This is a genomic window from Candidatus Tisiphia endosymbiont of Parasteatoda lunata (genome assembly GCF_964030955.1).
Taxonomy (GTDB): Bacteria; Pseudomonadota; Alphaproteobacteria; order Rickettsiales; family Rickettsiaceae; genus Tisiphia.
In genome coordinates this window covers 1,612,029-1,635,546 of sequence record NZ_OZ035003.1, presented here as the reverse complement: position 1 = coordinate 1,635,546, position 23,518 = coordinate 1,612,029, and the positions used below count along the sequence as shown (strand labels likewise).

Genomic DNA, 23,518 nt, shown 5'->3' with positions numbered 1-23,518 from the left:
TTTTTGATTCAAATTCATTTGAACCTCCATTTAACATTTATTTATTTTATCAAATGTAAGTTAAATCTCAACTACTGCATATGCAGATAAATTTGTAGTCGATCAGTCTACTTAATAATAAATTTCATATTTTGACTCTCAACTTCTTTAGATAATTTTTTATCAGGACAAGTTAAAATCAAAGAATCGCCTTTCTTTTTATTTTTCACTTTCTTCAAAAAGCCATGTTGTATTAATTCCTCAATAGCAGTGGATATTACTGCTTCCGAAGTAGCATATTGTTTTGATAATTGTTTAATATCAATAGATTGCATCATTTTGCAGTAATTATAAATTTAAAAAAAATGTAAAGTAAGTATATTATTGTTAAATAATATCAAAACATTAAATGTTTTTACTTTTTTCGAAAAATATCAACCTTTTTAAGGGGTTTTTTAAAAGCAATTTGACACTTGTCCTAGAAAAATATCTAAAACCAATTATCTTTTTAAAAACACCATTATTTTACTTACACATTATATTCACAATCTCAAACAGTTCGGGAAAAACTAGACCGGAACAAATTGCTTACTGAGTTCAGTATAATACAATATATTGGGAGTGCAAAGATATTTTGCATCGTTGCAGGCTAATTAATAGGTATTTCCTTCATATCAGCTTCTTTTATTTCAATACGAGGTAATATTATCGTCAAGATACCATTTTTTAAATTGGAAGAGATGGTTTTTTTATCGATGTCATCATTTAACCTTATAGTGTAATTAAACCGTCTATCCTTGTGGGTATAATCTTTATCGCTATCCTTTTTGCTAGTGTTAGCTTCGTTATCACTATGAACAACTAGATGATTGCCTTTTAAGTTAATTTTAATCTGACTTTTATCATAACCCGCTACTTCCATAATCACAACATATCGCTTGTCTTCTGTAATAATCTTAGTACTTGTAGAACCTCCTTCATATAGATACATACTGCCATTGAGCAAGTTCTGCCAATAGCGATCAAAAGAAGCAAAATGTCTATCTATTATATTACTAGGACTGTGTATATATAACGTACGATTATCTAACTCTATCTCATCTCTCCGATTAGGATTAGCTAAAGAGCTATTTATCGATAATACCAATTGCAATAATTAACACGGTGTATTTATCCAGTCTCTATACATAATTGATTTTACTAAATCTACATTATGAGCAAGTTGATTCTAAGCGTAACAAGCCATAGTGACGATATCTTCATATACACCATAACATTGGTTAGACAAGTAATGATTCTTGATCCATTCCCAAACTTGTTCCATTGCATTAAGTTCCGGTGCATAGGGCGGAAGCGGTATCAAAGTGATATTGCTTGGCACAGTTAGTTTTTTGGCTGTGTGCCAACCTGCATTATCCGTTAGTAAAGCTATATGTCGGTTGCCTTGAATACTGCGAGAAAGGTCTTCTAAGAATTTATTCATTGCCTGTGTGTTTGCATATGGTAAAATTAATGCAAAAGCTTCTCCTGTATCATGGCAAGCAGCTCCATAAATATATGTTGAAATGAATTGCTGTTGCCGAACTTTACGGGGTCTAGTGCCACGCTTAGCCCATATACGAGTTAAGCTACCTTGTTGCCCAACTCGAGTTTCATCCTGAGACCATATATCAACTTTACATCTATCGATATTTTTTGGTAATAATTCTGTTAACATATCTGGAAAGTTTTTTTATATGTATTTTGAGTCTCTTGATTTGACTTTGGATGCATTGAACGAGAAGTAATCCAGCTAAAACCAAGGCGGTGCATAGTATTGTAGACTGTTTTTAAAGCACATTTAGCACCATATTCCTCAAGTAACATGATATGTAACTCCTTTCCAGTTATATACCCACCAGTTTTACTTTCACTGAGCGTATTGATTTTATCAAAAAGAGCAGACTCTTGCAGGAGTTTCGCACTTAGCAAAAAATATGTTAATCTAGCAAGAAAGAGTTTTAGTTAAGCATGGCAAGATCAAAATGTAGCAAAGACTTATATAAATCATTTTTACAAGCAAGTAGCGTAAGATATAGTGGTAAAGCATTATCTGAAGTAAGTCCAATAAACCTATCTCATGATAGTGCAAGTCGATGGTTAAATAGTAAGGATTTCCGCCCTAGCGGGATCTACAGAGAAGTGTCAAAATATATTGATAGGGAAGCTTCTTGTTTATTAGTGGGAGATGACACGTTATTGTCAAAGCAATACAGTAAGAAAATTGAGCTTGTACATTATCAATATTCTGGAGCTGTACATGATGTTATACCTGGTATAGGGATGGTCAACTTACTGCATTACAATGCTAAAACTGATCAATCTACCCCTGTAGATTATAGAATATATGATAAAGAAACTGATGGAAAAACAAAGAATGAGCATTTTTGTGATATGCTTACTTTAGCTAAGGAAAGAGGGATCAATCCTGATGCAGTAGTAATGGATGCGTGGTATAGCGGTTTGGAGAATTTGAAACATATACGTAATTTAGGTTGGACATGGGTTAGTAACCTAAGAAAAAATAGAAAAGTTAATCATAATGTTAGCTTAGAAAGTTTAGAGATTCCTGATGAGGGACTAAAAATTCACCTACGTGGATACGGTTGGGTTACGGTATTTAAGTTTGTGGCAAAAAATGGTCGCATTGATTACATAACAACTAACTTAGAAAATCCAACACGTGAACAAATAGAGAAAATTGTTAAGGCACGGTGGTCTATAGAAGTTTATCATCGAGAATTAAAACAAACTTGTGGTATTGAACGCTGTCAGGCACGCACGGGTCGAGCTCAGAGAAATCATATTTGCCTTGCCGTATTTGCTTGGCTCGATATGAACAAAAGGAGGATAAATGAAAAAATTACTTTATATCAACAAACTTGGGAAGTTATAAAAACATCAATTCAGAACAACATTAGATGCCTTTTAGCTGATTCGCAATTTTGCTAACTGCGAAACTCCTGTCTTGTAGAAACTGGACTGATTTTTCAAGACAAATTTTTCACTAATTTTGTTTCCCATTTTACATAATTTTTAAGCTGCATTTTGTAAGTAATCAAGATACACGTTCATCGGTTTTTTATAACCAATACTTGAATGGAATCTTTGATTGTTATATTTATCCATGTATTTATCAATACCATCTTTAAGTTCTGCGATATTTTTAAAATCATTTATAAATATACAATTATATTTTAAAGTTCTAAAAAATCTTTCAATCACAATATTATCAATGCTTCTACCCTTACCGTTCATTGAGATTTGTATATTATTCTCTTTTAGAATTCCCGTATGCTCATGTCCAGTATATTGACTACCCTGATCACTATTGAATATTTGTGGTGCAGGGTATTTATTCAGTGCATCTTTTAATACATCGGTTACAAGTGATGCATCCATAGAATTAGATACTTTATAACTTAGTATTGCCTTACTATGCCAATCTATAATCGCCACAAGATACATAAATCCTCCGTTAGTTCTAATATAAGTAATGTCACCACTCCACACTTGATTAACATAAGGTACATGAATAGTTCTATTCGTTCCTGATTTGTGCCAGTACGGCTCAAGCAAATAGCTATAAATTTTATGTTGACCATCCTTCACAGAAGTAGATTGCTTTTTATGAGGATGAATAGCTTCTATACCCATTATTCCCATATATTTAAGCACCCTCAGGAGTTTCGCAGTTAGCAAAATTGCGAATCAGCTAAAAGGCATCTAATGTTGTTCTGAATTGATGTTTTTATAACTTCCCAAGTTTGTTGATATAAAGTAATTTTTTCATTTATCCTCCTTTTGTTCATATCGAGCCAAGCAAATACAGCAAGGCAAATATGATTTCTCTGAGCTCGACCCGTGCGTGCCTGACAGCGTTCAATACCACAAGTTTGTTTTAATTCTCGATGATAAACTTCTATAGACCACCGTGCCTTAACAATTTTCTCTATTTGTTCACGTGTTGGATTTTCTAAGTTAGTTGTTATGTAATCAATGCGACCATTTTTTGCCACAAACTTAAATACCGTAACCCAACCGTATCCACGTAGGTGAATTTTTAGTCCCTCATCAGGAATCTCTAAACTTTCTAAGCTAACATTATGATTAACTTTTCTATTTTTTCTTAGGTTACTAACCCATGTCCAACCTAAATTACGTATATGTTTCAAATTCTCCAAACCGCTATACCACGCATCCATTACTACTGCATCAGGATTGATCCCTCTTTCCTTAGCTAAAGTAAGCATATCACAAAAATGCTCATTCTTTGTTTTTCCATCAGTTTCTTTATCATATATTCTATAATCTACAGGGGTAGATTGATCAGTTTTAGCATTGTAATGCAGTAAGTTGACCATCCCTATACCAGGTATAACATCATGTACAGCTCCAGAATATTGATAATGTACAAGCTCAATTTTCTTACTGTATTGCTTTGACAATAACGTGTCATCTCCCACTAATAAACAAGAAGCTTCCCTATCAATATATTTTGACACTTCTCTGTAGATCCCGCTAGGGCGGAAATCCTTACTATTTAACCATCGACTTGCACTATCATGAGATAGGTTTATTGGACTTACTTCAGATAATGCTTTACCACTATATCTTACGCTACTTGCTTGTAAAAATGATTTATATAAGTCTTTGCTACATTTTGATCTTGCCATGCTTAACTAAAACTCTTTCTTGCTAGATTAACATATTTTTTGCTAAGTGCGAAACTCCTGACCCTATCTCTGCCCACATTAAAGCCGTCTTCCAATAATTGTTTGTATATATAACGATAACCATACTCAGGGTTATCCGTATATATTTCATCTATTCTATTTAAAATATCAAGATTATATAAGCTCATTACTTTAGCTTTATAATATACTCCAGATCTGCTTATCTTTAATAGTTCACATTGCCTTGTCTTTGCTAACGTACTCAGCTTGGGGTCGACAAGACTTTTCTTATTTGATAAGTCCAAGCTGTTTAGCTTTCCCACCGCCCAGTCCCTCTCGACTGTAGCCTTACCTAATGCTTTTGCAAGTTCATCGTTTTGATTCTTAAGTTCACTAATCTGCCCTTTGTACTCACTAACAGCTTTTGCTGGCTCAAATGCCAATGACGCATTATCTAAAAATTGTCGTTTCCAGTTTTGCATAGTTTTAGCCGTTACTTCATATTTGACCGATAACTGACCTATTGTTGATTCTTCTTTTAACATCTCTAATACTATTTTAGTTTTTGCTTCTGCACTAAAATTTTTAATTTGTTTTTTACCCATTTGTTTCTCTTTAATTTTATTTATTATTCTATACTTATTGAGAAACAAAAATACCTGCTTCTTTGTCTAATTTTTTCAGTCCATTATAGTGTAAGATTTTGTTAAAAAATATCTGTATGATTCATTCTTATCTTTTCTTGATAAGATATTTAAAATTTATGTTGAAACGACGCACTGCAAGTGCGGGGTTTTTCTCCCAAAGTGGGACAATAAAAGTTTACTTTATATGTATAATAAATTGTTAGAGTATGCTCAAAATGACGCTGATTTTAAAATTCTTGATCTTAGTTTTAGGCGAATAGGGGATCAAGGAACTAAAGATATTGCTGATCTCTTAAGAGATACTCAGATTACAACTCTTAATCTTAGTGAGAACCAAATACGGAAGCAAGGGGCTAAATATCTTGCTGGTGTCTTAAAAGATACTCAGATTACAACTCTTAATCTTAGTGAGAACCAAATAGGGGATCAAGGGGCTAAAGATATTGCTGATGTCTTAAAAGATACTCAGATTACAACTCTTGATCTTAGTGATAACCAAATAGGGAAGCAAGGGGCTAAATATCTTGCTGGTGTCTTAAAAGATACTCAGATTACAACTCTTAATCTTAGTTATAACCAAATAGGGAAGCAAGGGGCTAAATATCTTGCTGGTGTCTTAAAAGATACTCAGATTACAACTCTTAATTTTAGTAAAAACCAAATAGGGAAGCAAGGGGCTAAATATCTTGCTGGTTTCTTCAAAGATACTCAGATTACAACTCTTAATCTTAGTTATAACGAAATAGGGGATCAAGGGGCTAAAGATATTGCTGATCTCTTAAAAGATACTCAGATTACAACTCTTAATCTTAGTTATAACGAAATAGGGGATCAAGGGACTAAATATCTTGCTGGTTTCTTAAAAGATACCCAGATTACAACTCTTGATCTTAGTAAAAACCAAATAGGGAAGCAAGGGGCTAAATATCTTGCTGATCTCTTAAAAGATACCCAGATTACAACTCTTGATCTTAGTTATAACCAAATAGCGGATCAAGGGGCTAAAGATATTGCTGGTTTCTTCAAAGATACTCAGATTACAACTCTTGATCTTAGTTATAACCAAATAGGGTATCAAGGGGCTAAATATCTTGCTGATCTCTTAAAAGATACCCAGATTACAACTCTTGATCTTAGTTATAACCAAATAGGGTATCAAGGGGCTAAATATCTTGCTGGTTTCTTCAAAGATACTCAGATTACAACTCTTAATCTTAGTAAAAACCAAATAGGGTATCAAGGGGCTAAATATCTTGCTGATTTCTTCAAAGATACTCAGATTACAACTCTTAATCTTAGTTATAACCAAATAGGGGATCAAGGGGCTAAATATCTTGCTGGTTTCTTCAAAGATACTCAGATTACAACTCTTGATCTTAGTAAAAACCAAATAGGGGATCAAGGGGCTAAAGATATTGCTGGTGTCTTAAAAGATACTCAGATTACAACTCTTGATCTTAGTTATAACCAAATAGGGAAGCAAGGGGCTAAATATCTTGCTGGTGTCTTAAAAGATACTCAGATTACAACTCTTCATCTTAGTTTGAACCAAATAGGGAATCAAGGGGCTAAAGATATTGCTGGTTTCTTAAAAGATACCCAGATTACAACTCTTAATCTTAGTTATAACCAAATAGGGTATCAAGGGGTTAAAGATATTGCTGGTGTCTTAAAAGATACTCAGATTACAACTCTTCATCTTAGTGGTAGCAAAATAAGGGGTCAAGAGATTACAGATATTGCCAACGCTTTAAAAGATACTCGAATTACAAATTGTCCACTTTACCATGGCCTGAGAGCTATTGATGCTATCGATAATGTAACACAAATTAATAATAATATTGTTAATACATGTAAGAATGATTTTAAACTTTTAGTATCTCAAAAAACTAAAAGTGGTCCACTTATTTTTCAGACATATGGTGATCAAGAAATAGATACAACAAGATTCTTGAATTTGATAAAAAATATTCATGATATGCCTGGTATAGTTTCGCATCTCATTAGTGATCATGATATAATTTATACAAAACAAGAGATTGTAGATTTTAGAGCAAATATTTCTATTCGATTTTCTGAATTCCTAGCTCAAAATTTAGAGGCAAGCAATTGTCAGTATGTGAGTCTTCTTAAGCAATGTCAAGATATGCATTTAGATTATATTGTAAAGGATCTTTTATTAAATAGAACAGCATGCGTAGTAGGACAGGTATCTGGTGATGATATACTATACCCATATGTATATATACTACTGAAGCAATATGATCAACCTCTATTTGGTGGTCATGGATTTAAGTCTACCAAAAAAGGGGTGATTGAATATTTTCAAGGTCATCTTGAGTTGGAGTATGCACAGGAAGCAATTGAGTTATTAGGTAATGTAGATATATAGAGCCGGTATTTTTTGTCACAGCGATTCCAAATTTTGTTTCAATTCATTAGATAGTCCGTCCGCCAAAACTCAAAAAAATACTACTTGTGGCACTAATTTCCAAAAATTGTATGATTTTAGACTAAATTATTATGATTTCGAGAGCTAATTTCAAGTTTTTGTATCAAAAACACCCTATTTCCCAAAACATACTCAATTTGCTCGTTACCATTTTTTTGTATTTCCATAAGCTTTTGATATAAAACCCTTCATTTTCTTATGGATTTTACTATTACTTTTTGCCTTAAAACCCCTTTGTCTATAAGGCTTGTAGAGTTTTGGCGGAGCGACTAGATACTCTTAGCTGTAAGGGAACTGTAAACATTTCTGCAAAAATTTAGCATAAGGCTACAGGTGAGGTAATAAGTCTCCCCGTCAAAAGTCTAGAAGGATAATATATAATATACTTAGCAGATAAAAATATATAGAGAATCCATAAGAAAAAGCTATAATATTGGCAAAAAACTTAAGGATTATCTGATTAATGCCGATAGAAAATATAACAAAGGTTTATTTTTTATAGTCACATTATTAATCATAAAAATTTTACTCAGCTTATCTCAAAATATTACTAAAAATAAATTATTTTTTTTGAGCAAGAGAGTGAATAAAAGATTCGTCAAGACCAGTTACAGCAGAAATAAAAGTAAAATCAGAGCCTTGAACTAACATTTTTTTTGCTATTTCAACTCTCTCTTCAGCTTTACCTTCAGCTTTACCGACCTGGATGCCTTGGACTATACCCTTTTCTATACCCTCATCAATATATTTCTCAGCGATAGTTCTCATAATATTCTCCTCTTCTGTTGCAGTTAAATGACTAGCTATTAGCTTCTCTAGCTCTTGTTGCCTACCTTCTTCTATCTTAGCGTCACTATACCATAAAAATGATTTTATGTAAATATAGCCTGTTGCCTTATCTATACTAATATATGGTTTAAAATTTGTTAAAAGTTCATCCCACAACTTCAATATATCTCGCTTCTGTATATTTTTCATCATAAATTGTAACATACCAAAATGTTGCTTCTGCTTTATCTCATCATCAGACATTGCTTGTAAATCTATTACCTTATAATCCTCACACATCAATTGCTTTGCAAGTTTGGGATCGCTAAATAACTCAAACAAGTTCTTTGGCACATTAAACCTTCTAGTACCATGATAAAACACCATTGGTACTATCAACGGTATTTTATTCCTACCTTTTTTATGTCTTTCAGCTAATAGCAACATATATCTCCATAATTTGAGTGCCATCCAATATTTTGGTCTTATCTCCGCCTCAATCAACACATACACAAAGGCTTGCTCATTATCTTTAGTCTTAACAGAATAGACTAAATCACTAAGAGCTCTTTTTAGGTCATCCTCAACAAATGATTCTTTCTCTATTGTTATTTTGGTTAAATCAACTATTTCCTTAACCTCTTCTGGTAAATAATGCTCCAAAAATTCTTGAGCTGCTATTTGATTGACCATTATCTTTTTAAACAATGCATCATGTTTTAGTTGTTTTGACATATTCTTCATTAGTTAATTATTATTATTTTTAATATAACCTATATAGTACCTTTAACTATTATTCCTTGATTTTTCTGCGTCTCTGCTGCATTTTGTAATTCATTTTTTATAGTCACCTTTTTGGTTAAAACCCCCAGCTTCAGCTGGGAAAGACTTCAGTCCTTGTTCTAATATTTCAATTCACTATAACTTGAATATATGATATTTTAATATACATGAAGAGCTTGCTCTTATGTATATTAAAATATCATATATTCAAGTATTTATCATATCCTAAATGATTATTCATCTCTGACTGCAATGCCTTCTCTACAAGCCGTTTGGTTAATTGTTTTAATAAACCATCCTCTTTAAGTAATGTTGATATATCTGTATCATTATTTATTAATAAATCTATCGCTTGATTCATTGCTTCATTTTGTTTTTGGTGCATTATAATTTCTCCTTTTGTTATATTATATTTTTATATAATCTTTGAAAACTTTACACACTTATTTGTACAGAGCCTGCAAAATTATTGCTAGTCCGTCCGCCAAAAATATTTAAAGCCCCCCATAATCTATGATTGAATAAAATTTTTACAAAAAAAATTCTAATATTTGCACTAAAATTAAAAATTGTTTTCAATTTTATTAAAAAATTTCTGTTTTAGTAAAATTTTTACATGAGCTTATTGTTAACGATTTTTTTTAATCGTTTAGCAAGTTTTTTAATGATAATTTTTTTATGTAGAGTTAGGCATGATGTGTAAATGATTGGCAATACATCGTAAATTCAAACCTATAGCAGAGATTATTGGATTGATCACATCTCCTATCACACCCTTCAAGAAGTTTCTGCCCATCCTGCCATATTGTTTCAAATGCCCTATTATTGGTTCTATAGCACTGCGTCTCCTGATCATACACTTGTCTTCTTTCAATAACTTTTTCCGAGTTTTTGGGGTATATACCTTACTCTTCTCTTTAACATTGCTGCCAGTATAACCAAGATCAACAAACGATTTTTTTATCTTTATTCCAGTTACATTTTCTACCGCTTCAAAACTCTGCTGCAATGTATGACCATCATAAGGATTATTATGAAACGATTTTGCTGACAGTACAAAATTTCTACGACCACTGACTACTACCGCAACTTTATTGCCAAACTCATATGGCTTGTTTCGTTTTCCCTTCCCTATACACTATACCTCAGGGGCATGAAAACTATACTATAATGGACTGAAAAAATTAGACAAAGAAGCAGGTATTTTTGTTTCTCAATAAGTATAGAATAATAAATAAAATTAAAGAGAAACAAATGGGTAAAAAACAAATTAAAAATTTTAGTGCAGAAGCAAAAACTAAAATAGTATTAGAGATGTTAAAAGAAGAATCAACAATAGGTCAGTTATCGGTCAAATATGAAGTAACGGCTAAAACTATGCAAAACTGGAAACGACAATTTTTAGATAATGCGTCATTGGCATTTGAGCCAGCAAAAGCTGTTAGTGAGTACAAAGGGCAGATTAGTGAACTTAAGAATCAAAACGATGAACGTATACTTGCAGCAAAACTGCGTAACACTATCTAATTTTTTTGCTAGTATGAATTTATTGTATAAATTTGGGTTTCTACTATGCAAATATCACCGATTAATCAAAACTTACGCTATGTTTTATGATAAGTGGCTTTGTACTGAGATATTATTAAAATTCTTTACTATGAAAAAATGGCTTTCAGCCAAGGTTTTTAGTCATACTTGAGATAACATAGCGTAAGTTTTGTAATAAAAACTAGTTGAAAAAGTACCAATTATATTATAACATTTGAAATATTAATAATAATGATAATTAATCAAATGAAAAAACCAAAAGTAGCGACCTTAAGTGCTGAAGAACGAGAAGAACTAATACAACATGTCAAGGAAAGTTCATTAACGGGAGATGAACAGCAAACGATAGTAGAACTTGTGCAATTTTGTAATGAGCTAATAGACAAGCTAGCATCATCAAATATCAGTATAAATAAGCTTAAGGAAATGCTGATTGGTTTTAAGGCAGATAACAAAAAAAAGATAGTTCAGATTCATTAAAAGAACCGCCAAGTGAATCTGATAACGGGAATGGTGGTAATGAAGAAGAGTGCGATAAGCCCAAAAAGATAGATCGTAGTAATTGGCAAGGTAAATATGGGTTTGATGATTATAAGGATGCGAATACCAGCTATTTAACTCCTGAGAATTTTTGTAGTGGTGATAGCTGTCCTCACTGTTGTAATGGCAAACTATATAATAGTGAAGCTAGAAAATTGCTACAATTTACAGGTAATGCTCCAATTACAGTCAACAGATATGTAAAGAAAACGCTACGTTGTAATGCTTGTGATTATATAGTTATGAACAATAAAAATATCAACAAATGGACAAATAGTAGCAGAAGTGCAATAGTGTTACAAAAGACCTATGGTACTCCTTTCTACCGTTTATCTAGGCTGCAAAGTTTAAGTGGTGTTCCTGTGGCATATAGCTCGCTCTGGCAACAATATTTAGATGTTTGGCAAGAAGGTGGTGGAGCTGAAATTTACGGGGTATTATTGGAAATGGCTGCCGAATGTAGTTCACTGAACCTTGATGATACTAGAGCTAGGATTTTAGAAATTACTATAGCCAATAAGAAATTACGTACTCAAAATAAGAAAGGACGCAGCTGTTATACTACTACAATATGTGCTAAGACTGCAAATAATGAGGTGATAGTTTTATATTTTACCGGTAATAGGCATGGTGGAGAAAATATAGGTAACGTACTAAAGAATCGTAAGAATAGAACAGATTCTATCCAATTAATGACTGACGCAAGTAACAATAATAACCCGGTATTATCAGAAGCAGATCAAGAATTACTGGCAATAATAGTGATGATCAATTGTTTGTCACATGGTCAGAGAAAATTTACAGAGAATGAACTATATTACCCTGAAGAATGCGGATATTTTCTCAAACAAACACGAGGGATTTACCACAATGAACATCAATGTAAAGAGATGAGTCCTGAAGAAAAACTTGGGTATCATCAGGAACATAGCAGTAAATATATAGAAAACATATATAACAAAATAGACGAATTATTTAACGACAAGAAAGTTGAGCCTAATAGTAGGCTTGGACAAGCTATGAAATATTGGATAAATAATAAAGAAGGTTTGACCCAATTTTTAAAAATCCCAGTTAGCAATCTTGATAATAATTGGGCTGAGAGATCACTGCGTACCATTATTTTACAAAGGAAGAATTCATTATTCTTTAAAACAATCAATAGTGCTGAGATACATAGTGGTCTGTATAGTATAGTAAAGACTTGTAGTGAGAACGAGATCAATGCCTTTAAATATTTAAATTGGCTACAAGAGCAGAGTAGCAAAGCAAAGAAGCGTCCTGCGAATTATACGCCTTTTGCCTATGCAAGATATATGAATAATACGGAATTAATCGAGACAGCAGCTTAAACGACAGGAAGCCAATCATTAGAGAATTTGGCAGAACTAGGATCACCATTATGAATAAGAATGTGTAAGGTTCTATAACAAATTTGATAAGATGAATTATCAGATGGGAAAAGTTTTGCGGTAAATTTACCTTTGGATAGGCGTTTAGAGCATAGCCAAAAGCCTTGACCGTCAAAGGACAAAATTTTAATGGCAGTTCTGTTTTTATTGTCCCACTTTGGGAGAAAAACCCCGCACTTGCAGTGCGTCGTTTCAACATAAATTTTAAATATCTTATCAAGAAAAGATAGGATATTTTTTAACAAAATCTTACACTTCACAAATATATTCTTTTTGTGTTGTGACACTTTCTAAATGAGCCATACACAAATAGTTTCTAACTTTTAAGTTAGTACATACATGAGGCATTCATGCCGTAATATTAAGCTCTGCACTTGCAGTGCAGAGTGGTTAACTAATATTAAGATGTTTAGCTATCTCTTGGTAAGAATAATGATGGAGTAATTGGTAAACTAATTCCTTTAGATGGTTTGGTATAGGATCAAACTTATTAGTTTTAGTTTGACGCCAGGCTTTAAATTGCTGAGCTACTTGCTCAATAGTAATTGATGGTATTTGCATAGTATGAAACCCAAATGTATAAAAAATTCATACTAGCAAAAACATTAGATAAAGTTATGCAGTTTTGCTGCAGGTATACGATGAACTTGCAAAAGCATTAGGTAAGGCTACAGTCGAGAGGGACTGGGCGGTGGGAAAGCTAAACAGCTTGGACTTATCAAATAAGAAAAGTCTTGTCGACCCCAAGCTGAGTACGTTAGCAAAGACAAGGCAATGTGAACTATTAAAGATAAGCAGATCTGGAGTATATTATAAAGCTAAAGTAATGAGCTTATATAATCTTGATATTTTAAATAGAATAGATGAAATATATACGGATAACCCTGAGTATGGTTATCGTTATATATACAAACAATTATTGGAAGACGGCTTTAATGTGGGCAGAGATAGGGTGCTTAAATATATGGGAATAATGGGTATAGAAGCTATTCATCCTCATAAAAAGCAATCTACTTCTGTGAAGGATGGTCAACATAAAATTTATAGCTATTTGCTTGAGCCGTACTGGCACAAATCAGGAACGAATAGAACTATTCATGTACCTTATGTTAATCAAGTGTGGAGTGGTGACATTACTTATATTAGAACTAACGGAGGATTTATGTATCTTGTGGCGATTATAGATTGGCATAGTAAGGCAATACTAAGTTATAAAGTATCTAATTCTATGGATGCATCACTTGTAACCGATGTATTAAAAGATACACTGAATAAATACCCTGCACCACAAATATTCAATAGTGATCAGGGTAGTCAATATACTGGACATGAGCATACGGGAATTCTAAAAGAGAATAATATACAAATCTCAATGAACGGTAAGGGTAGAAGCATTGATAATATTGTGATTGAAAGATTTTTTAGAACTTTAAAATATAATTGTATATTTATAAATGATTTTAAAAATATCGCAGAACTTAAAGATGGTATTGATAAATACATGGATAAATATAACAATCAAAGATTCCATTCAAGTATTGGTTATAAAAAACCGATGAACGTGTATCTTGATTACTTACAAAATGCAGCTTAAAAATTATGTAAAATGGGAAACAAAATTAGTGAAAAATTTGTCTTGAAAAATCAGTCCAGTTTCCTTTTTTAGATCATTATATCAATCTTTTTTCTATTGTCCAACATATGCGACAGAACCTTGGACAGCTTTGCGGTTATGGAAATACACATTATTATTATGTGAGAGGCATAAGAAAGGGAGAAATAAACTACCATTAGTATATAATTTAGTGATTTATAATGGTAAGGAAGTTTATAATGTTCCTAGGAATTTATGGAGTCTGTTTACCGATGCAGCTATAGCCAAGCAATTAATGACAGAGGATTATCAATTAGTTAATTTGCGAAGTATGTCAGATGATGAAATTGTTAAGAAGAGGCATATTACGTCAATTCGGGATAAGGATATTGTGAACATGTAGATTAAAATCAAATTTTGTTGAAGGTTTATTTTTCTTTAATGAGTAAGCAACAAGAGTAGATAATATATGGACAAAGGCATTTATTGGTGATCTATGTCTAGTATGTTCAAGGTTCATTTTATTTTTTAGATAATCAAAAACTGTTTCAATTAAGTTACGTTTTCGAAGTAAGATTTTTTCGAGTCTGTCCTATAGTTTGTGTAAGTTGCAAAGAAAGCAGTAAGAGATTACTGTAAAAAAAGTAACTTAAGCAAGCAAGGAGGAATTATGGCTAAAAAATTAGATACAGATAAAGATACATTAGACATCAGTAATCAGCTAGTAGAAGAATTATTATCAAAAGCAGATCCATCGGAGTTATTTGGTCGAGATGGTTTATTTCAACAGCTAAAGAAGCAAATAGTTGAGAAAATATTAGCAAGTGAGTTGGATCATGAATTAGGATATTCAAAACATAGCAAGATGCCAAAAGTAGATAATAATCGTCGTAATGGTAGCTATGAGAAGACAGTAATTGATGGGGATGGTCGTAAGCTGACAGTAGAAGTACCAAGAGATCGGGAAGGAGAGTATAATCCTCAATTAATACCAAAAGGGCTGAGGAGATTTAATGGATTTGATGAGAAAGTGATATCCCTTTATGGTCGCGGTATGACAGTCAGCGAGATCCGAGGGCATTTAGAAGAAATATATCAAACTGATGTATCTGGTGACTTGATATCCACCATAACAGATGGGGTGATAGAAGAAGTAACTAGGTGGCAAAATCGTTGTTTAGATAGGGTGTATCCAATATTATACTTGGACTGTATCTATGTAAAATCTAGAGACAATCACATAGTAATAAATAAAGCAGTATATTTAGCACTTGCTGTAAATATAGAAGGGAAAAAGGAGTTACTTGGCATTTGGATAGGCAAAAATGAAGGTGCTAAATTTTGGATGCAAGTAGTTACTGAGTTAAAGAATCGAGGAATTGAACAAATTTATGTTGCTTGTGTGGATGGTTTAAAGGGCTTTCCAGAAGCTATAAGCAGTGTATTCCCGAGTACTATAGTACAATTATGTATTGTACATATGGTTCGCAATTCAGTAAAGTATGTGTCATATAAAGATTTAAAAGAGGTCACATCAGATCTAAAACAAATTTATACAGCTAATAATGACGAAATGGCACGTTTAAAACTTCAGCAATTTGGTGTAAAATGGGATAAAAAATATCCGGTAATTTCTGATATTTGGCAACGTAATTGGTCTGGGATAATACCGTTTTTTGCCTTTCCTGAAGAGATCAGAAAGGTAATTTATACTACTAACACTATAGAATCTGTAAATCGTCAAATTAGAAAAATTATCAAAAATAAGGGGGTGTTTCCAGATGATAAGTCAATTCAAAAAATAATATTTTTATCCCTACAAAATGCAGCCAAAAAATGGACCATGCCTATTAAAGATTGGTCTTTAGCTTTAAATCAATTTGAAATACTTTGTGGAGATTTTAAATATGATTTATTGGAAAATAAAAAATGAACTTACACAAATTAAATGATTGACTCATTTTTTCTTTCAAATCCATTAATTTATTTTCCATATTCTTCTTAATTCCATGAATCATTTTTAAGCCTCTTTCATATAAATTTAAGAACAAATTTTGCTTAATATAACCTTTATCAGCTGCTATAATTCCAGTTAATCTTTTTGTTAACTCCGGTACTGGAACCCTATCATCTACATTGCCTTTGGTCACTTTTAATGCCATAAACTCCCCTTTATTATTGATTATTACATGTAATTTAAAACCATAAAAATACCCCATAGAGGATTTACTATGTTTGGCTAATCCTTTAAAAACTTTATTGCTATAACGCCTTTTATTGTGACAAGCTTTAATCGTTGTAGAGTCAATAAAATAAATACCTGTTTCCTCACCAAACAACAAATGAATCAACATATTTAGCGGTATGAATAATCGTGCCATTAATTCAACAAATCTATTATAACTCAAGGCTTTGGGAAAATCATCCTTATGCATGCACTCTATATAACTTTTATAGAAAAATTTAAAATTCTTAGCATAGGATGTATGAAACATAATTATTATTGTTAACATTTCACTTAGACTCATGCTACAACAGCGATTTCTTTGCTTATTTGATGGTAATAACTTTCTCTGTTCATACTCCAAATAAATTTTACAAAAATCATCTATAAAACTATATAATTCTGTGATATCTTTTTTCATGCCTGTAGTTTGTTTTTTTGTTTAAAAATATAAATACTGCAGGCACTCCTTTTTGACAATCCTTTTATCTATTACTATTTCATCTATATCTTATCCCGAACTGACGTATATTGGTATGTTAGAGTATATGCTAAAACACATTCATCAACGAGATATGATAAGGCTGTGGGAAGAGTTTTTAATAAAGTTTAAACATGTTATAATATTGGATAAAGAAAAAGGATATATTTACCTTCGATCGTTCTTATGGTATACTGATACCAAATTACTAGAGGATAAGCAGCCAAAATTAGAACAGGTTTTGGCTAAGCATTTATCTGAAGAAGAAAAAGGAGACATTATGAGGACTGTTGCACAAAAATATATAGAAGAGGGTACACAGTATGGAATCCAGATTGGAGAAGCTAGAGGAGAAAAGAAAAAAGCTATGGCTGTAGCTAGAAATTTGCTTAAAGCTGGTGTGTCAGTTGAGATAATTTCTGCGTCTACTGGTTTATCTAAAAAAGAAATAGAAGATTAATGGCATAATTATTTAGATATGTACAGTAAGTCTTAATATTATGGAAGTATTACACGGAATATGGCATCCTGCCGAAAATCAAATATGTCTTTGGCTCGAAACAAAGAACAAAATATACACTCCGGATAAGCAGCTAGCTTTCGGTAAACGAGGAAGAGTTGATATTTTACTTCCTACATACGATACAATGCCAGTTGCCTCACCTTTAATAGAAAGAGAATACAACTTAGAAATTCCGGATAAGATAGGTTGGCAATATCATCAAGTCAATTGTCTCTATGTTAATGTTTCGGAAATTAAAAATATATTACCTTCAGATACTTTACGCTTGGCACAAGATTTCATGTATTGGCAGCAACTAACCGATATAATCTCTGAAATCCTAGAGTATGAATTATATATACCCAGCATTGATCAGAACGATGAACCAATCTGGACTACATATCATCCTGATGTGAGGCAATTAGCTAAACAGATGCCGGAGGTATGTTGTTATATTAATAATAATTGTTATGATAAATCCGAATTGTTACAACATTTTTTTGATCATACTGTTACAAATATTGCTAAGCAAACATACTTGTCTACGGAACAAACTAAAATTATCACAGGAACTTTTTTAGAGAGTTTTTTTAATTCAAAACAAAAGAAGTTTTCTCATGCTGATACAAAACATTGGTTAATTTGGAAATCAGCTCTAGATAAAACTAAACATAATATCTGCATCAAACTTGAAGCCCCTGAAAATAAAGATTCTAAATGGAATCTTACTCTGCTCAAAAAAGATGATGACGAACAGTCAAAGTATGAACTTATTAATAATCAATGGCATGATTGCTTAAATGATTTAGGTTTGGCAATGCGCATTTATCCTGACCTAGAACAGGCATTTAGTAAAGATAAAATTATACCGTTTGAATTAACGCAAGAAGAAGCTAGGCTCTTTCTCAAGGAGACTGCTTGGACATTACAACAATCCGGCTTTAGCGTAATTATACCTTCTTGGTATACACCAAAAGGATACAATACAGCTAAATTGAAGCTTAAACGTAAAAATAATTGCACTGCATCACAAAATGAAAATAGTTATTTCACCCTTGACGGTATTTTATCGTTTGAATACTCATTATCTTTAAACGGGCAAGACATTACTTTTGAAGAATGGAGACAATTAATTGCCAATAAGGAAGAGTTGGTGCAATTTAGAGGAGAATGGGTACAGCTTGATTTAGAACATATGGATCGCATACTTGATTTTTGGGCAAATAATCAAGTAGAGGATATGAATATTTTTCAACTACTTAACAAAGCCTCTCATCCTGATATTGAATTTGATTACAGTACCAATCAATTCCTTATGTCTCTTTATAGCAAACAAAGCTTTAAAATACTAGATACTCCAAGTGCATTCTATGGAATACTAAGACCTTATCAAACACAAGGTTTTTCTTGGATGCAGTATATGGAGCAAATGGGGTTGAATCCGTGTTTAGCAGATGATATGGGTCTTGGTAAAACTATTCAAATTATTGCACACATTGCGGCAACAAATAATACAGGGAATAATCTCTTGGTTGTTCCTACTTCGGTCATGGGCAATTGGGAAAGAGAATTTAAAAGGTTTGCTCCCCATCTCTCTATAAAAACCTATCATGCTAAAAACAAAGATCGTGATTTTACTCACTGCGATGTAGTGTTAACAACGTTCACTATGATCCGTAAAGATTATAAAGTATTTACTGACGCTACGTGGCATAGAATTATCCTTGATGAGGCACAAAACATAAAAAATCCAAAAGCCCAACAAAGCAAATCTTTATTTGGTTTAAAAGCTAAACACTATATTGCATTAACCGGTACACCTATAGAAAATAGTGTAGTTGATCTTTGGTCAATATTTAACTTTCTAAATAAGGATTATCTAGGAGATTTAAAAATATTTAAGAAAAAATTCCATGGAGAAAATGAAAATAGATCCCAGTTAAAGAGGCTTATAGAGCCGTTTATATTGCGTAGACTTAAAACTGATAAGTCTATTATATCAGAATTACCAGATAAAATTGAGCAAAAAGTTTATTGCCAACTTACTAAAGAACAAGCCTCATTATATCAAGCCGTAGTTAATAAGATCAGCGATAAAATTAAAAGCGGAGAATTGTCGAGTGCGGACATGCTATCTAGTTTAACTAGATTAAAGCAAATTTGTAATCATCCTATGCAATATTTGCAAGATAATAGTGAATTTACAGCAAACAGATCGTTAAAGCTACAAAGATTAGAATCAATAATTGATGAGGGTATAGAAAATAAAGAAAGTATTTTGGTTTTCTCTCAATATAAGGAAATTTGTGAAGCTATAAATAAATTTTTTGCTTTAAAGTATAATACTTATCTATTACATGGTTCTACTAGTAGAACTGTAAGAGATAGTATGATTGAAGAGTTTCAAAATGATAACACACCTCCAGCAATATTTATTCTTTCATTAAAAGCAGGGGGCGTCGGCATTACATTAACAAAAGCAAGTCAAGTAATACACTTTGACAGGTGGTGGAATCCCGCCGTTGAAAATCAAGCAACAGATAGGGCTTTTCGTATTGGACAACAGAAAAAGGTTTTAGTACACAAATTTATTACTCAAGGTACTTTAGAAGAGACAATAGATCAAATTATTACAGATAAAGTCACTTTGTCAGAATCTGTGCTAAGTGATGATTCATCATGGCTTAAAGGTATAAATACTCAAACTTTCATGGATTTAATAAAATTACGACAGGAGGCTCTATCAGGTGAATAATAAAACGTGGTGGGGAGAGAAATTTCTAGAAGTTTTAAAGTCTTTTATAGAAGAGGGAAGATTGCAGCGTGGAAGTGCCTACCGTACTCCAAATAGATTATCTAATTATCGACAAGAACAAAACACCGTCTCAGCTACCATGATGGGTAATATAAACCCATATTTTGGAGTGTATAAAGTTCCCTATTACAACAGCCAAATTACTTTCTCTAAATTGTCCAACGCAGCGTCTATAATTAGCAATATTGAAAGTGATCCATTATTGCTTGCTAAACTAGTAACACGAGAATTACCTTCTACTATCTCTACAATTTTACCACAGAATAGTAAAGAGATAGAAACTTCTTGTTCATGTCCTGATTGGGAGAATCCTTGTAAGCATATAGCAGGATTATATTTAAAGATTGCAGAAGAAATTGATTACAATCCTTTGTTACTATTTGAACTTAGGGGAATAGAAAGAAAATTATTATCTGAAAAAATAAAAAAGTATGTTAGTTCATCAAGCGTTGTAAATACTACCCTAATCCCTACTAAAGAAATAGGTGCAATTGAGCTTAGAAATTTTTGGGGTAATCCTCATAAAAAGATAAAAACAAGTTTAGTGGTAAAAATACCTACTGTACTTATTAAAAAAGCTGGGATAAATCCACCATTTTGGCATAAAAGAAAATCATTTTTAGATAGTATGCACAATATTTATCATAATATTAAACGCTCTTGGCACAAACAGATAAAACCATGAGTGATTGAAAATGAACAATATCATTCTGAGTGTACCAAAAATCTATAATACGTCAGTTCGGGATAAGATATAGATGAAATAGTAATAGATAAAAGGATTGTCAAAAAGGAGTGCCTGCAGTATTTATATTTTTAAACAAAAAAACAAACTACAGGCATGAAAAAAGATATCACAGAATTATATAGTTTTATAGATTTGGACTTTGGACAAAGTCCAAATAGATGATTTTTGTAAAATTTATTTGGAGTATGAACAGAGAAAGTTATTACCATCAAATAAGCAGAGAAATCGCTGTTGTAGCATGAGTTTAAGTGAAATGTTAACAATAATAATTATGTTTCATACATCCTATGCTAAGAATTTTAAATTTTTCTATAAAAGTTATATAGAGTGCATGCATAAGGATGATTTCCCTAAAGCCTTGAGTTATAATAGATTTGTTGAATTAATGGCACGATTATTCATACCGCTAAATATGTTGATTCATTTGTTGTTTGGTGAGGAAACAGGTATTTATTTTATTGACTCTACAACGATTAAAGCTTGTCACAATAAAAGGCGTTATAGCAATGTATACTTGCAGCAAAACTGCGTAACACTATCTAATTTTTTTGCTAGTATGAATTTATTGTATAAATTTGGGTTTCTACTATGCAAATATCACCGATTAATCAAAACTTACGCTATGTTTTATGATAAGTGGCTTTGTACTGAGATATTATTAAAATTCTTTACTATGAAAAAATGGCTTTCAGCCAAGGTTTTTAGTCATACTTGAGATAACATAGCGTAAGTTTTGTAATAAAAACTAGTTGAAAAAGTACCAATTATATTATAACATTTGAAATATTAATAATAATGATAATTAATCAAATGAAAAAACCAAAAGTAGCGACCTTAAGTGCTGAAGAACGAGAAGAACTAATACAACATGTCAAGGAAAGTTCATTAACGGGAGATGAACAGCAAACGATAGTAGAACTTGTGAAATTTTGTAATGAGCTAATAGACAAGCTAGCATCATCAAATATCAGTATAAATAAGCTTAAGGAAATGCTGATTGGTTTTAAGGCAGATAACAAAAAAAAGATAGTTCAGATTCATTAAAAGAACCGCCAAGTGAATCTGATAACGGGAATGGTGGTAATGAAGAAGAGTGCGATAAGCCCAAAAAGATAGATCGTAGTAATTGGCAAGGTAAATATGGGTTTGATGATTATAAGGATGCGAATACCAGCTATTTAACTCCTGAGAATTTTTGTAGTGGTGATAGCTGTCCTCACTGTTGTAATGGCAAACTATATAATAGTGAAGCTAGAAAATTGCTACAATTTACAGGTAATGCTCCAATTACAGTCAACAGATATGTAAAGAAAACGCTACGTTGTAATGCTTGTGATTATATAGTTATGAACAATAAAAATATCAACAAATGGACAAATAGTAGCAGAAGTGCAATAGTGTTACAAAAGACCTATGGTACTCCTTTCTACCGTTTATCTAGGCTGCAAAGTTTAAGTGGTGTTCCTGTGGCATATAGCTCGCTCTGGCAACAATATTGGTTTTGTCGCATCTATAAATCATACTACATCAAGATTGTTAAAACTAAGGTTTTGGACATTATGATGCCATTAACATAGCAAAATTCTCAAAAGTAGAAAGATTATCATTAGCTCCAATTATTTGTCTTTTTTGCATCATACGAATATTTTCTATACCGGTAATAGTCATTTCTGCAGAATGAAAACTCTTAAAACCAAGCATTGGCTTTGTACGTTTTTTGATAAACCTATGATCTTGTTCTACAAGATTATTCAGGTATTTGGTCTGAATAACCTTAATTTTATAATCTTTAGGAACTTCTGTATTCAAATCATTAAGAGCAGCCGTATTACTACCGCTTTTATCAATTACTACTTTCTCAGGAAAATTATTCTCTCTAAAGGCTTTACGAAAAAATGCAAGTGCTGCAGGCTTGTCTCTATGCTTACGTAGCAGAAAGTCTACAGTATTACCAAGACTATCTAGTGCTCTATATAAATAAACCCATTTACCGTTTAATTTAATATAAGTCTCATCCATTCTCCAACTACTACCAACTGGCTTCTTTCTTTTTCTAACCACCTGATCTATCAATGGTACAAATTTTATAACCCATCTTTGTAATGTAGAGTGATCAATTTTTGCTCCCCTTATACTCATCATTTCTTCCAAATCTCGATAACTTAAAGAAAATCGGCATTTCATATAGACAAATAACATTATTATTTCTGGTGAAGAACAAAATCCTTTGAAATATGATAATAATCTTGCAGTAATACGAAACATCTTAACATCTTTTTTAGATCATTATATCAATCTTTTTTCTATTGT

The 23,518-nt window shown here is 32.2% G+C and carries 26 protein-coding genes and 4 pseudogenes; 15 read left to right on the top strand and 15 right to left on the bottom strand.

The window, feature by feature from the left end; translation table 11 throughout:
• Nucleotides 1-107: 107 nt before the first annotated feature.
• The 4 genes from AAHN00_RS10155 to AAHN00_RS10140 form a co-directional block, all read right to left on the bottom strand.
• Nucleotides 108-317, bottom strand: a complete 210-nt coding sequence (locus AAHN00_RS10155) for a hypothetical protein (protein WP_342271194.1) — start codon at nucleotides 315-317, stop codon at nucleotides 108-110.
• A 311-nt stretch (nucleotides 318-628) separates the two neighbouring features.
• A complete protein-coding gene (locus tag AAHN00_RS10150) occupies nucleotides 629-1,132 on the bottom strand; it encodes an Hsp20/alpha crystallin family protein (protein WP_342271193.1) in 504 nt (167 codons plus the stop codon).
• A gap of 75 nt (nucleotides 1,133-1,207) precedes the next feature.
• On the bottom strand, nucleotides 1,208-1,696 hold the full coding sequence (locus tag AAHN00_RS10145; RefSeq protein ID WP_342271192.1) for an IS630 family transposase: 489 nt from the start codon (nucleotides 1,694-1,696) through the stop codon (nucleotides 1,208-1,210).
• The gene (locus AAHN00_RS10140) at nucleotides 1,690-1,950 is read right to left on the bottom strand and encodes a winged helix-turn-helix domain-containing protein (protein ID WP_342271191.1); all 261 of its coding nucleotides are present in this window, start codon (nucleotides 1,948-1,950) and stop codon (nucleotides 1,690-1,692) included. The genes AAHN00_RS10145 and AAHN00_RS10140 overlap by 7 nt, the downstream gene beginning before the upstream one ends.
• Nucleotides 1,951-1,989: 39 nt before the next feature.
• Between AAHN00_RS10140 and AAHN00_RS10135 the strand changes: the two genes are divergently transcribed.
• Nucleotides 1,990-2,970 (top strand): transposase, encoded by a 981-nt coding sequence (locus AAHN00_RS10135; RefSeq protein WP_342271025.1) that lies wholly within the window; start codon nucleotides 1,990-1,992, stop codon nucleotides 2,968-2,970.
• Nucleotides 2,971-3,054: 84 nt separating this feature from the next.
• Here AAHN00_RS10135 and AAHN00_RS10130 read toward each other — a convergent pair.
• The 3 genes and pseudogenes from AAHN00_RS10130 to AAHN00_RS10120 form a co-directional block, all read right to left on the bottom strand.
• Nucleotides 3,055-3,699, bottom strand: a pseudogene (locus tag AAHN00_RS10130) (IS3 family transposase); the annotation flags it as partial.
• Nucleotides 3,700-3,713: 14 nt separating this feature from the next.
• Complete coding sequence (locus AAHN00_RS10125) at nucleotides 3,714-4,694, bottom strand: transposase (RefSeq protein WP_342271025.1); 981 nt, start codon at nucleotides 4,692-4,694, stop codon at nucleotides 3,714-3,716.
• 2 nt (nucleotides 4,695-4,696) lie between these two features.
• Nucleotides 4,697-5,299: an IS3 family transposase gene (locus AAHN00_RS10120; RefSeq protein ID WP_342271190.1), complete on the bottom strand. Its 603-nt coding sequence runs from the start codon at nucleotides 5,297-5,299 to the stop codon at nucleotides 4,697-4,699.
• A gap of 98 nt (nucleotides 5,300-5,397) precedes the next feature.
• Between AAHN00_RS10120 and AAHN00_RS10115 the strand changes: the two genes are divergently transcribed.
• Together AAHN00_RS10115 and AAHN00_RS10110 are read left to right on the top strand one after the other, a co-directional pair.
• Complete coding sequence (locus AAHN00_RS10115) at nucleotides 5,398-5,544, top strand: hypothetical protein (RefSeq protein WP_342271189.1); 147 nt, start codon at nucleotides 5,398-5,400, stop codon at nucleotides 5,542-5,544.
• Complete coding sequence (locus tag AAHN00_RS10110) at nucleotides 5,526-7,733, top strand: hypothetical protein (protein ID WP_342271188.1); 2,208 nt, start codon at nucleotides 5,526-5,528, stop codon at nucleotides 7,731-7,733. The genes AAHN00_RS10115 and AAHN00_RS10110 overlap by 19 nt, the downstream gene beginning before the upstream one ends.
• Nucleotides 7,734-8,354: 621 nt before the next feature.
• Here AAHN00_RS10110 and AAHN00_RS10105 read toward each other — a convergent pair.
• The 3 genes from AAHN00_RS10105 to AAHN00_RS10095 form a co-directional block, all read right to left on the bottom strand.
• Nucleotides 8,355-9,296 carry an Rpn family recombination-promoting nuclease/putative transposase gene (locus tag AAHN00_RS10105; protein ID WP_342271187.1) on the bottom strand — a complete coding sequence of 314 codons (942 nt, stop codon included), beginning with the start codon at nucleotides 9,294-9,296 and terminating at the stop codon, nucleotides 8,355-8,357.
• 247 nt (nucleotides 9,297-9,543) lie between these two features.
• A complete protein-coding gene (locus AAHN00_RS10100) occupies nucleotides 9,544-9,729 on the bottom strand; it encodes a hypothetical protein (protein WP_410521474.1) in 186 nt (61 codons plus the stop codon).
• A 291-nt stretch (nucleotides 9,730-10,020) separates the two neighbouring features.
• Complete coding sequence (locus AAHN00_RS10095; RefSeq protein WP_342272644.1) at nucleotides 10,021-10,479, bottom strand: transposase; 459 nt, start codon at nucleotides 10,477-10,479, stop codon at nucleotides 10,021-10,023.
• 119 nt (nucleotides 10,480-10,598) lie between these two features.
• Here AAHN00_RS10095 and AAHN00_RS10090 point away from each other — a divergent pair, with 119 nt between their 5' ends.
• The 3 genes from AAHN00_RS10090 (at nucleotide 10,599) to AAHN00_RS10080 (ending at nucleotide 12,784) form a co-directional block, all read left to right on the top strand.
• Nucleotides 10,599-10,871, top strand: coding sequence for a transposase (locus AAHN00_RS10090; RefSeq protein WP_342271186.1), 273 nt, complete (start codon nucleotides 10,599-10,601; stop codon nucleotides 10,869-10,871).
• A gap of 267 nt (nucleotides 10,872-11,138) precedes the next feature.
• The gene (locus AAHN00_RS10085) at nucleotides 11,139-11,372 is read left to right on the top strand and encodes a hypothetical protein (RefSeq protein WP_342271185.1); all 234 of its coding nucleotides are present in this window, start codon (nucleotides 11,139-11,141) and stop codon (nucleotides 11,370-11,372) included.
• A gap of 215 nt (nucleotides 11,373-11,587) precedes the next feature.
• On the top strand, nucleotides 11,588-12,784 hold the full coding sequence (locus tag AAHN00_RS10080; protein WP_342270935.1) for an IS66 family transposase: 1,197 nt from the start codon (nucleotides 11,588-11,590) through the stop codon (nucleotides 12,782-12,784).
• On the opposite strand, the gene tnpB is transcribed toward AAHN00_RS10080, so the two are convergent.
• Both tnpB and AAHN00_RS10070 read right to left on the bottom strand, forming a co-directional pair.
• Nucleotides 12,781-13,131: an IS66 family insertion sequence element accessory protein TnpB gene (tnpB, locus tag AAHN00_RS10075; RefSeq protein ID WP_342271184.1), complete on the bottom strand. Its 351-nt coding sequence runs from the start codon at nucleotides 13,129-13,131 to the stop codon at nucleotides 12,781-12,783. The genes AAHN00_RS10080 and tnpB overlap by 4 nt on opposite strands.
• A 103-nt stretch (nucleotides 13,132-13,234) precedes the next feature.
• Nucleotides 13,235-13,405, bottom strand: coding sequence for a hypothetical protein (locus AAHN00_RS10070; RefSeq protein WP_342271174.1), 171 nt, complete (start codon nucleotides 13,403-13,405; stop codon nucleotides 13,235-13,237).
• Nucleotides 13,406-13,484: 79 nt separating this feature from the next.
• On the opposite strand from AAHN00_RS10070, the pseudogene AAHN00_RS10065 reads away from it, so the two are divergent.
• Together AAHN00_RS10065 and AAHN00_RS10060 are read left to right on the top strand one after the other, a co-directional pair.
• Nucleotides 13,485-14,438, top strand: a pseudogene (locus AAHN00_RS10065) (IS3 family transposase); the annotation flags it as partial.
• Nucleotides 14,439-14,559: 121 nt separating this feature from the next.
• A pseudogene (locus tag AAHN00_RS10060) lies at nucleotides 14,560-14,805 on the top strand (Rpn family recombination-promoting nuclease/putative transposase); the annotation flags it as partial.
• A 3-nt stretch (nucleotides 14,806-14,808) separates the two neighbouring features.
• On the opposite strand, the pseudogene AAHN00_RS10055 reads toward AAHN00_RS10060, so the two are convergent.
• A pseudogene (locus tag AAHN00_RS10055) lies at nucleotides 14,809-15,021 on the bottom strand (transposase); the annotation flags it as partial.
• A gap of 87 nt (nucleotides 15,022-15,108) precedes the next feature.
• Here AAHN00_RS10055 and AAHN00_RS10050 point away from each other — a divergent pair.
• Nucleotides 15,109-16,371 (top strand): IS256 family transposase, encoded by a 1,263-nt coding sequence (locus AAHN00_RS10050; protein WP_342270914.1) that lies wholly within the window; start codon nucleotides 15,109-15,111, stop codon nucleotides 16,369-16,371.
• Here the strand turns inward: AAHN00_RS10050 and AAHN00_RS10045 are convergent.
• Entirely contained in the window at nucleotides 16,340-17,083 is a 744-nt protein-coding gene (locus tag AAHN00_RS10045) for an IS982 family transposase (RefSeq protein ID WP_342271183.1), read from the bottom strand. The two genes, AAHN00_RS10050 and AAHN00_RS10045, sit on opposite strands and share 32 nt — an antisense overlap.
• Before the next feature lie 127 nt (nucleotides 17,084-17,210).
• Here AAHN00_RS10045 and AAHN00_RS10040 point away from each other — a divergent pair, with 127 nt between their 5' ends.
• The 6 genes from AAHN00_RS10040 to AAHN00_RS10015 all read left to right on the top strand — a co-directional run bounded on the left by AAHN00_RS10040 (nucleotide 17,211) and on the right by AAHN00_RS10015 (nucleotide 22,785).
• A complete protein-coding gene (locus AAHN00_RS10040; RefSeq protein ID WP_342271182.1) occupies nucleotides 17,211-17,603 on the top strand; it encodes a transposase in 393 nt (130 codons plus the stop codon).
• A gap of 40 nt (nucleotides 17,604-17,643) precedes the next feature.
• Complete coding sequence (locus AAHN00_RS10035; RefSeq protein WP_342271181.1) at nucleotides 17,644-20,400, top strand: DEAD/DEAH box helicase; 2,757 nt, start codon at nucleotides 17,644-17,646, stop codon at nucleotides 20,398-20,400.
• On the top strand, nucleotides 20,393-21,145 hold the full coding sequence (locus AAHN00_RS10030) for an SWIM zinc finger family protein (protein ID WP_342271180.1): 753 nt from the start codon (nucleotides 20,393-20,395) through the stop codon (nucleotides 21,143-21,145). The genes AAHN00_RS10035 and AAHN00_RS10030 overlap by 8 nt, the downstream gene beginning before the upstream one ends.
• Before the next feature lie 202 nt (nucleotides 21,146-21,347).
• Nucleotides 21,348-21,923, top strand: coding sequence for a hypothetical protein (locus AAHN00_RS10025; RefSeq protein ID WP_342271179.1), 576 nt, complete (start codon nucleotides 21,348-21,350; stop codon nucleotides 21,921-21,923).
• A 95-nt stretch (nucleotides 21,924-22,018) separates the two neighbouring features.
• Nucleotides 22,019-22,252: a hypothetical protein gene (locus AAHN00_RS10020; RefSeq protein WP_250310741.1), complete on the top strand. Its 234-nt coding sequence runs from the start codon at nucleotides 22,019-22,021 to the stop codon at nucleotides 22,250-22,252.
• A 215-nt stretch (nucleotides 22,253-22,467) separates the two neighbouring features.
• Nucleotides 22,468-22,785 (top strand): hypothetical protein, encoded by a 318-nt coding sequence (locus AAHN00_RS10015; protein WP_342271178.1) that lies wholly within the window; start codon nucleotides 22,468-22,470, stop codon nucleotides 22,783-22,785.
• Here the strand turns inward: AAHN00_RS10015 and AAHN00_RS10010 are convergent.
• Nucleotides 22,766-23,473, bottom strand: a complete 708-nt coding sequence (locus tag AAHN00_RS10010; protein WP_342270905.1) for an IS6 family transposase — start codon at nucleotides 23,471-23,473, stop codon at nucleotides 22,766-22,768. The two genes, AAHN00_RS10015 and AAHN00_RS10010, sit on opposite strands and share 20 nt — an antisense overlap.
• Between the last annotated feature and the right edge of the window lie 45 nt (nucleotides 23,474-23,518).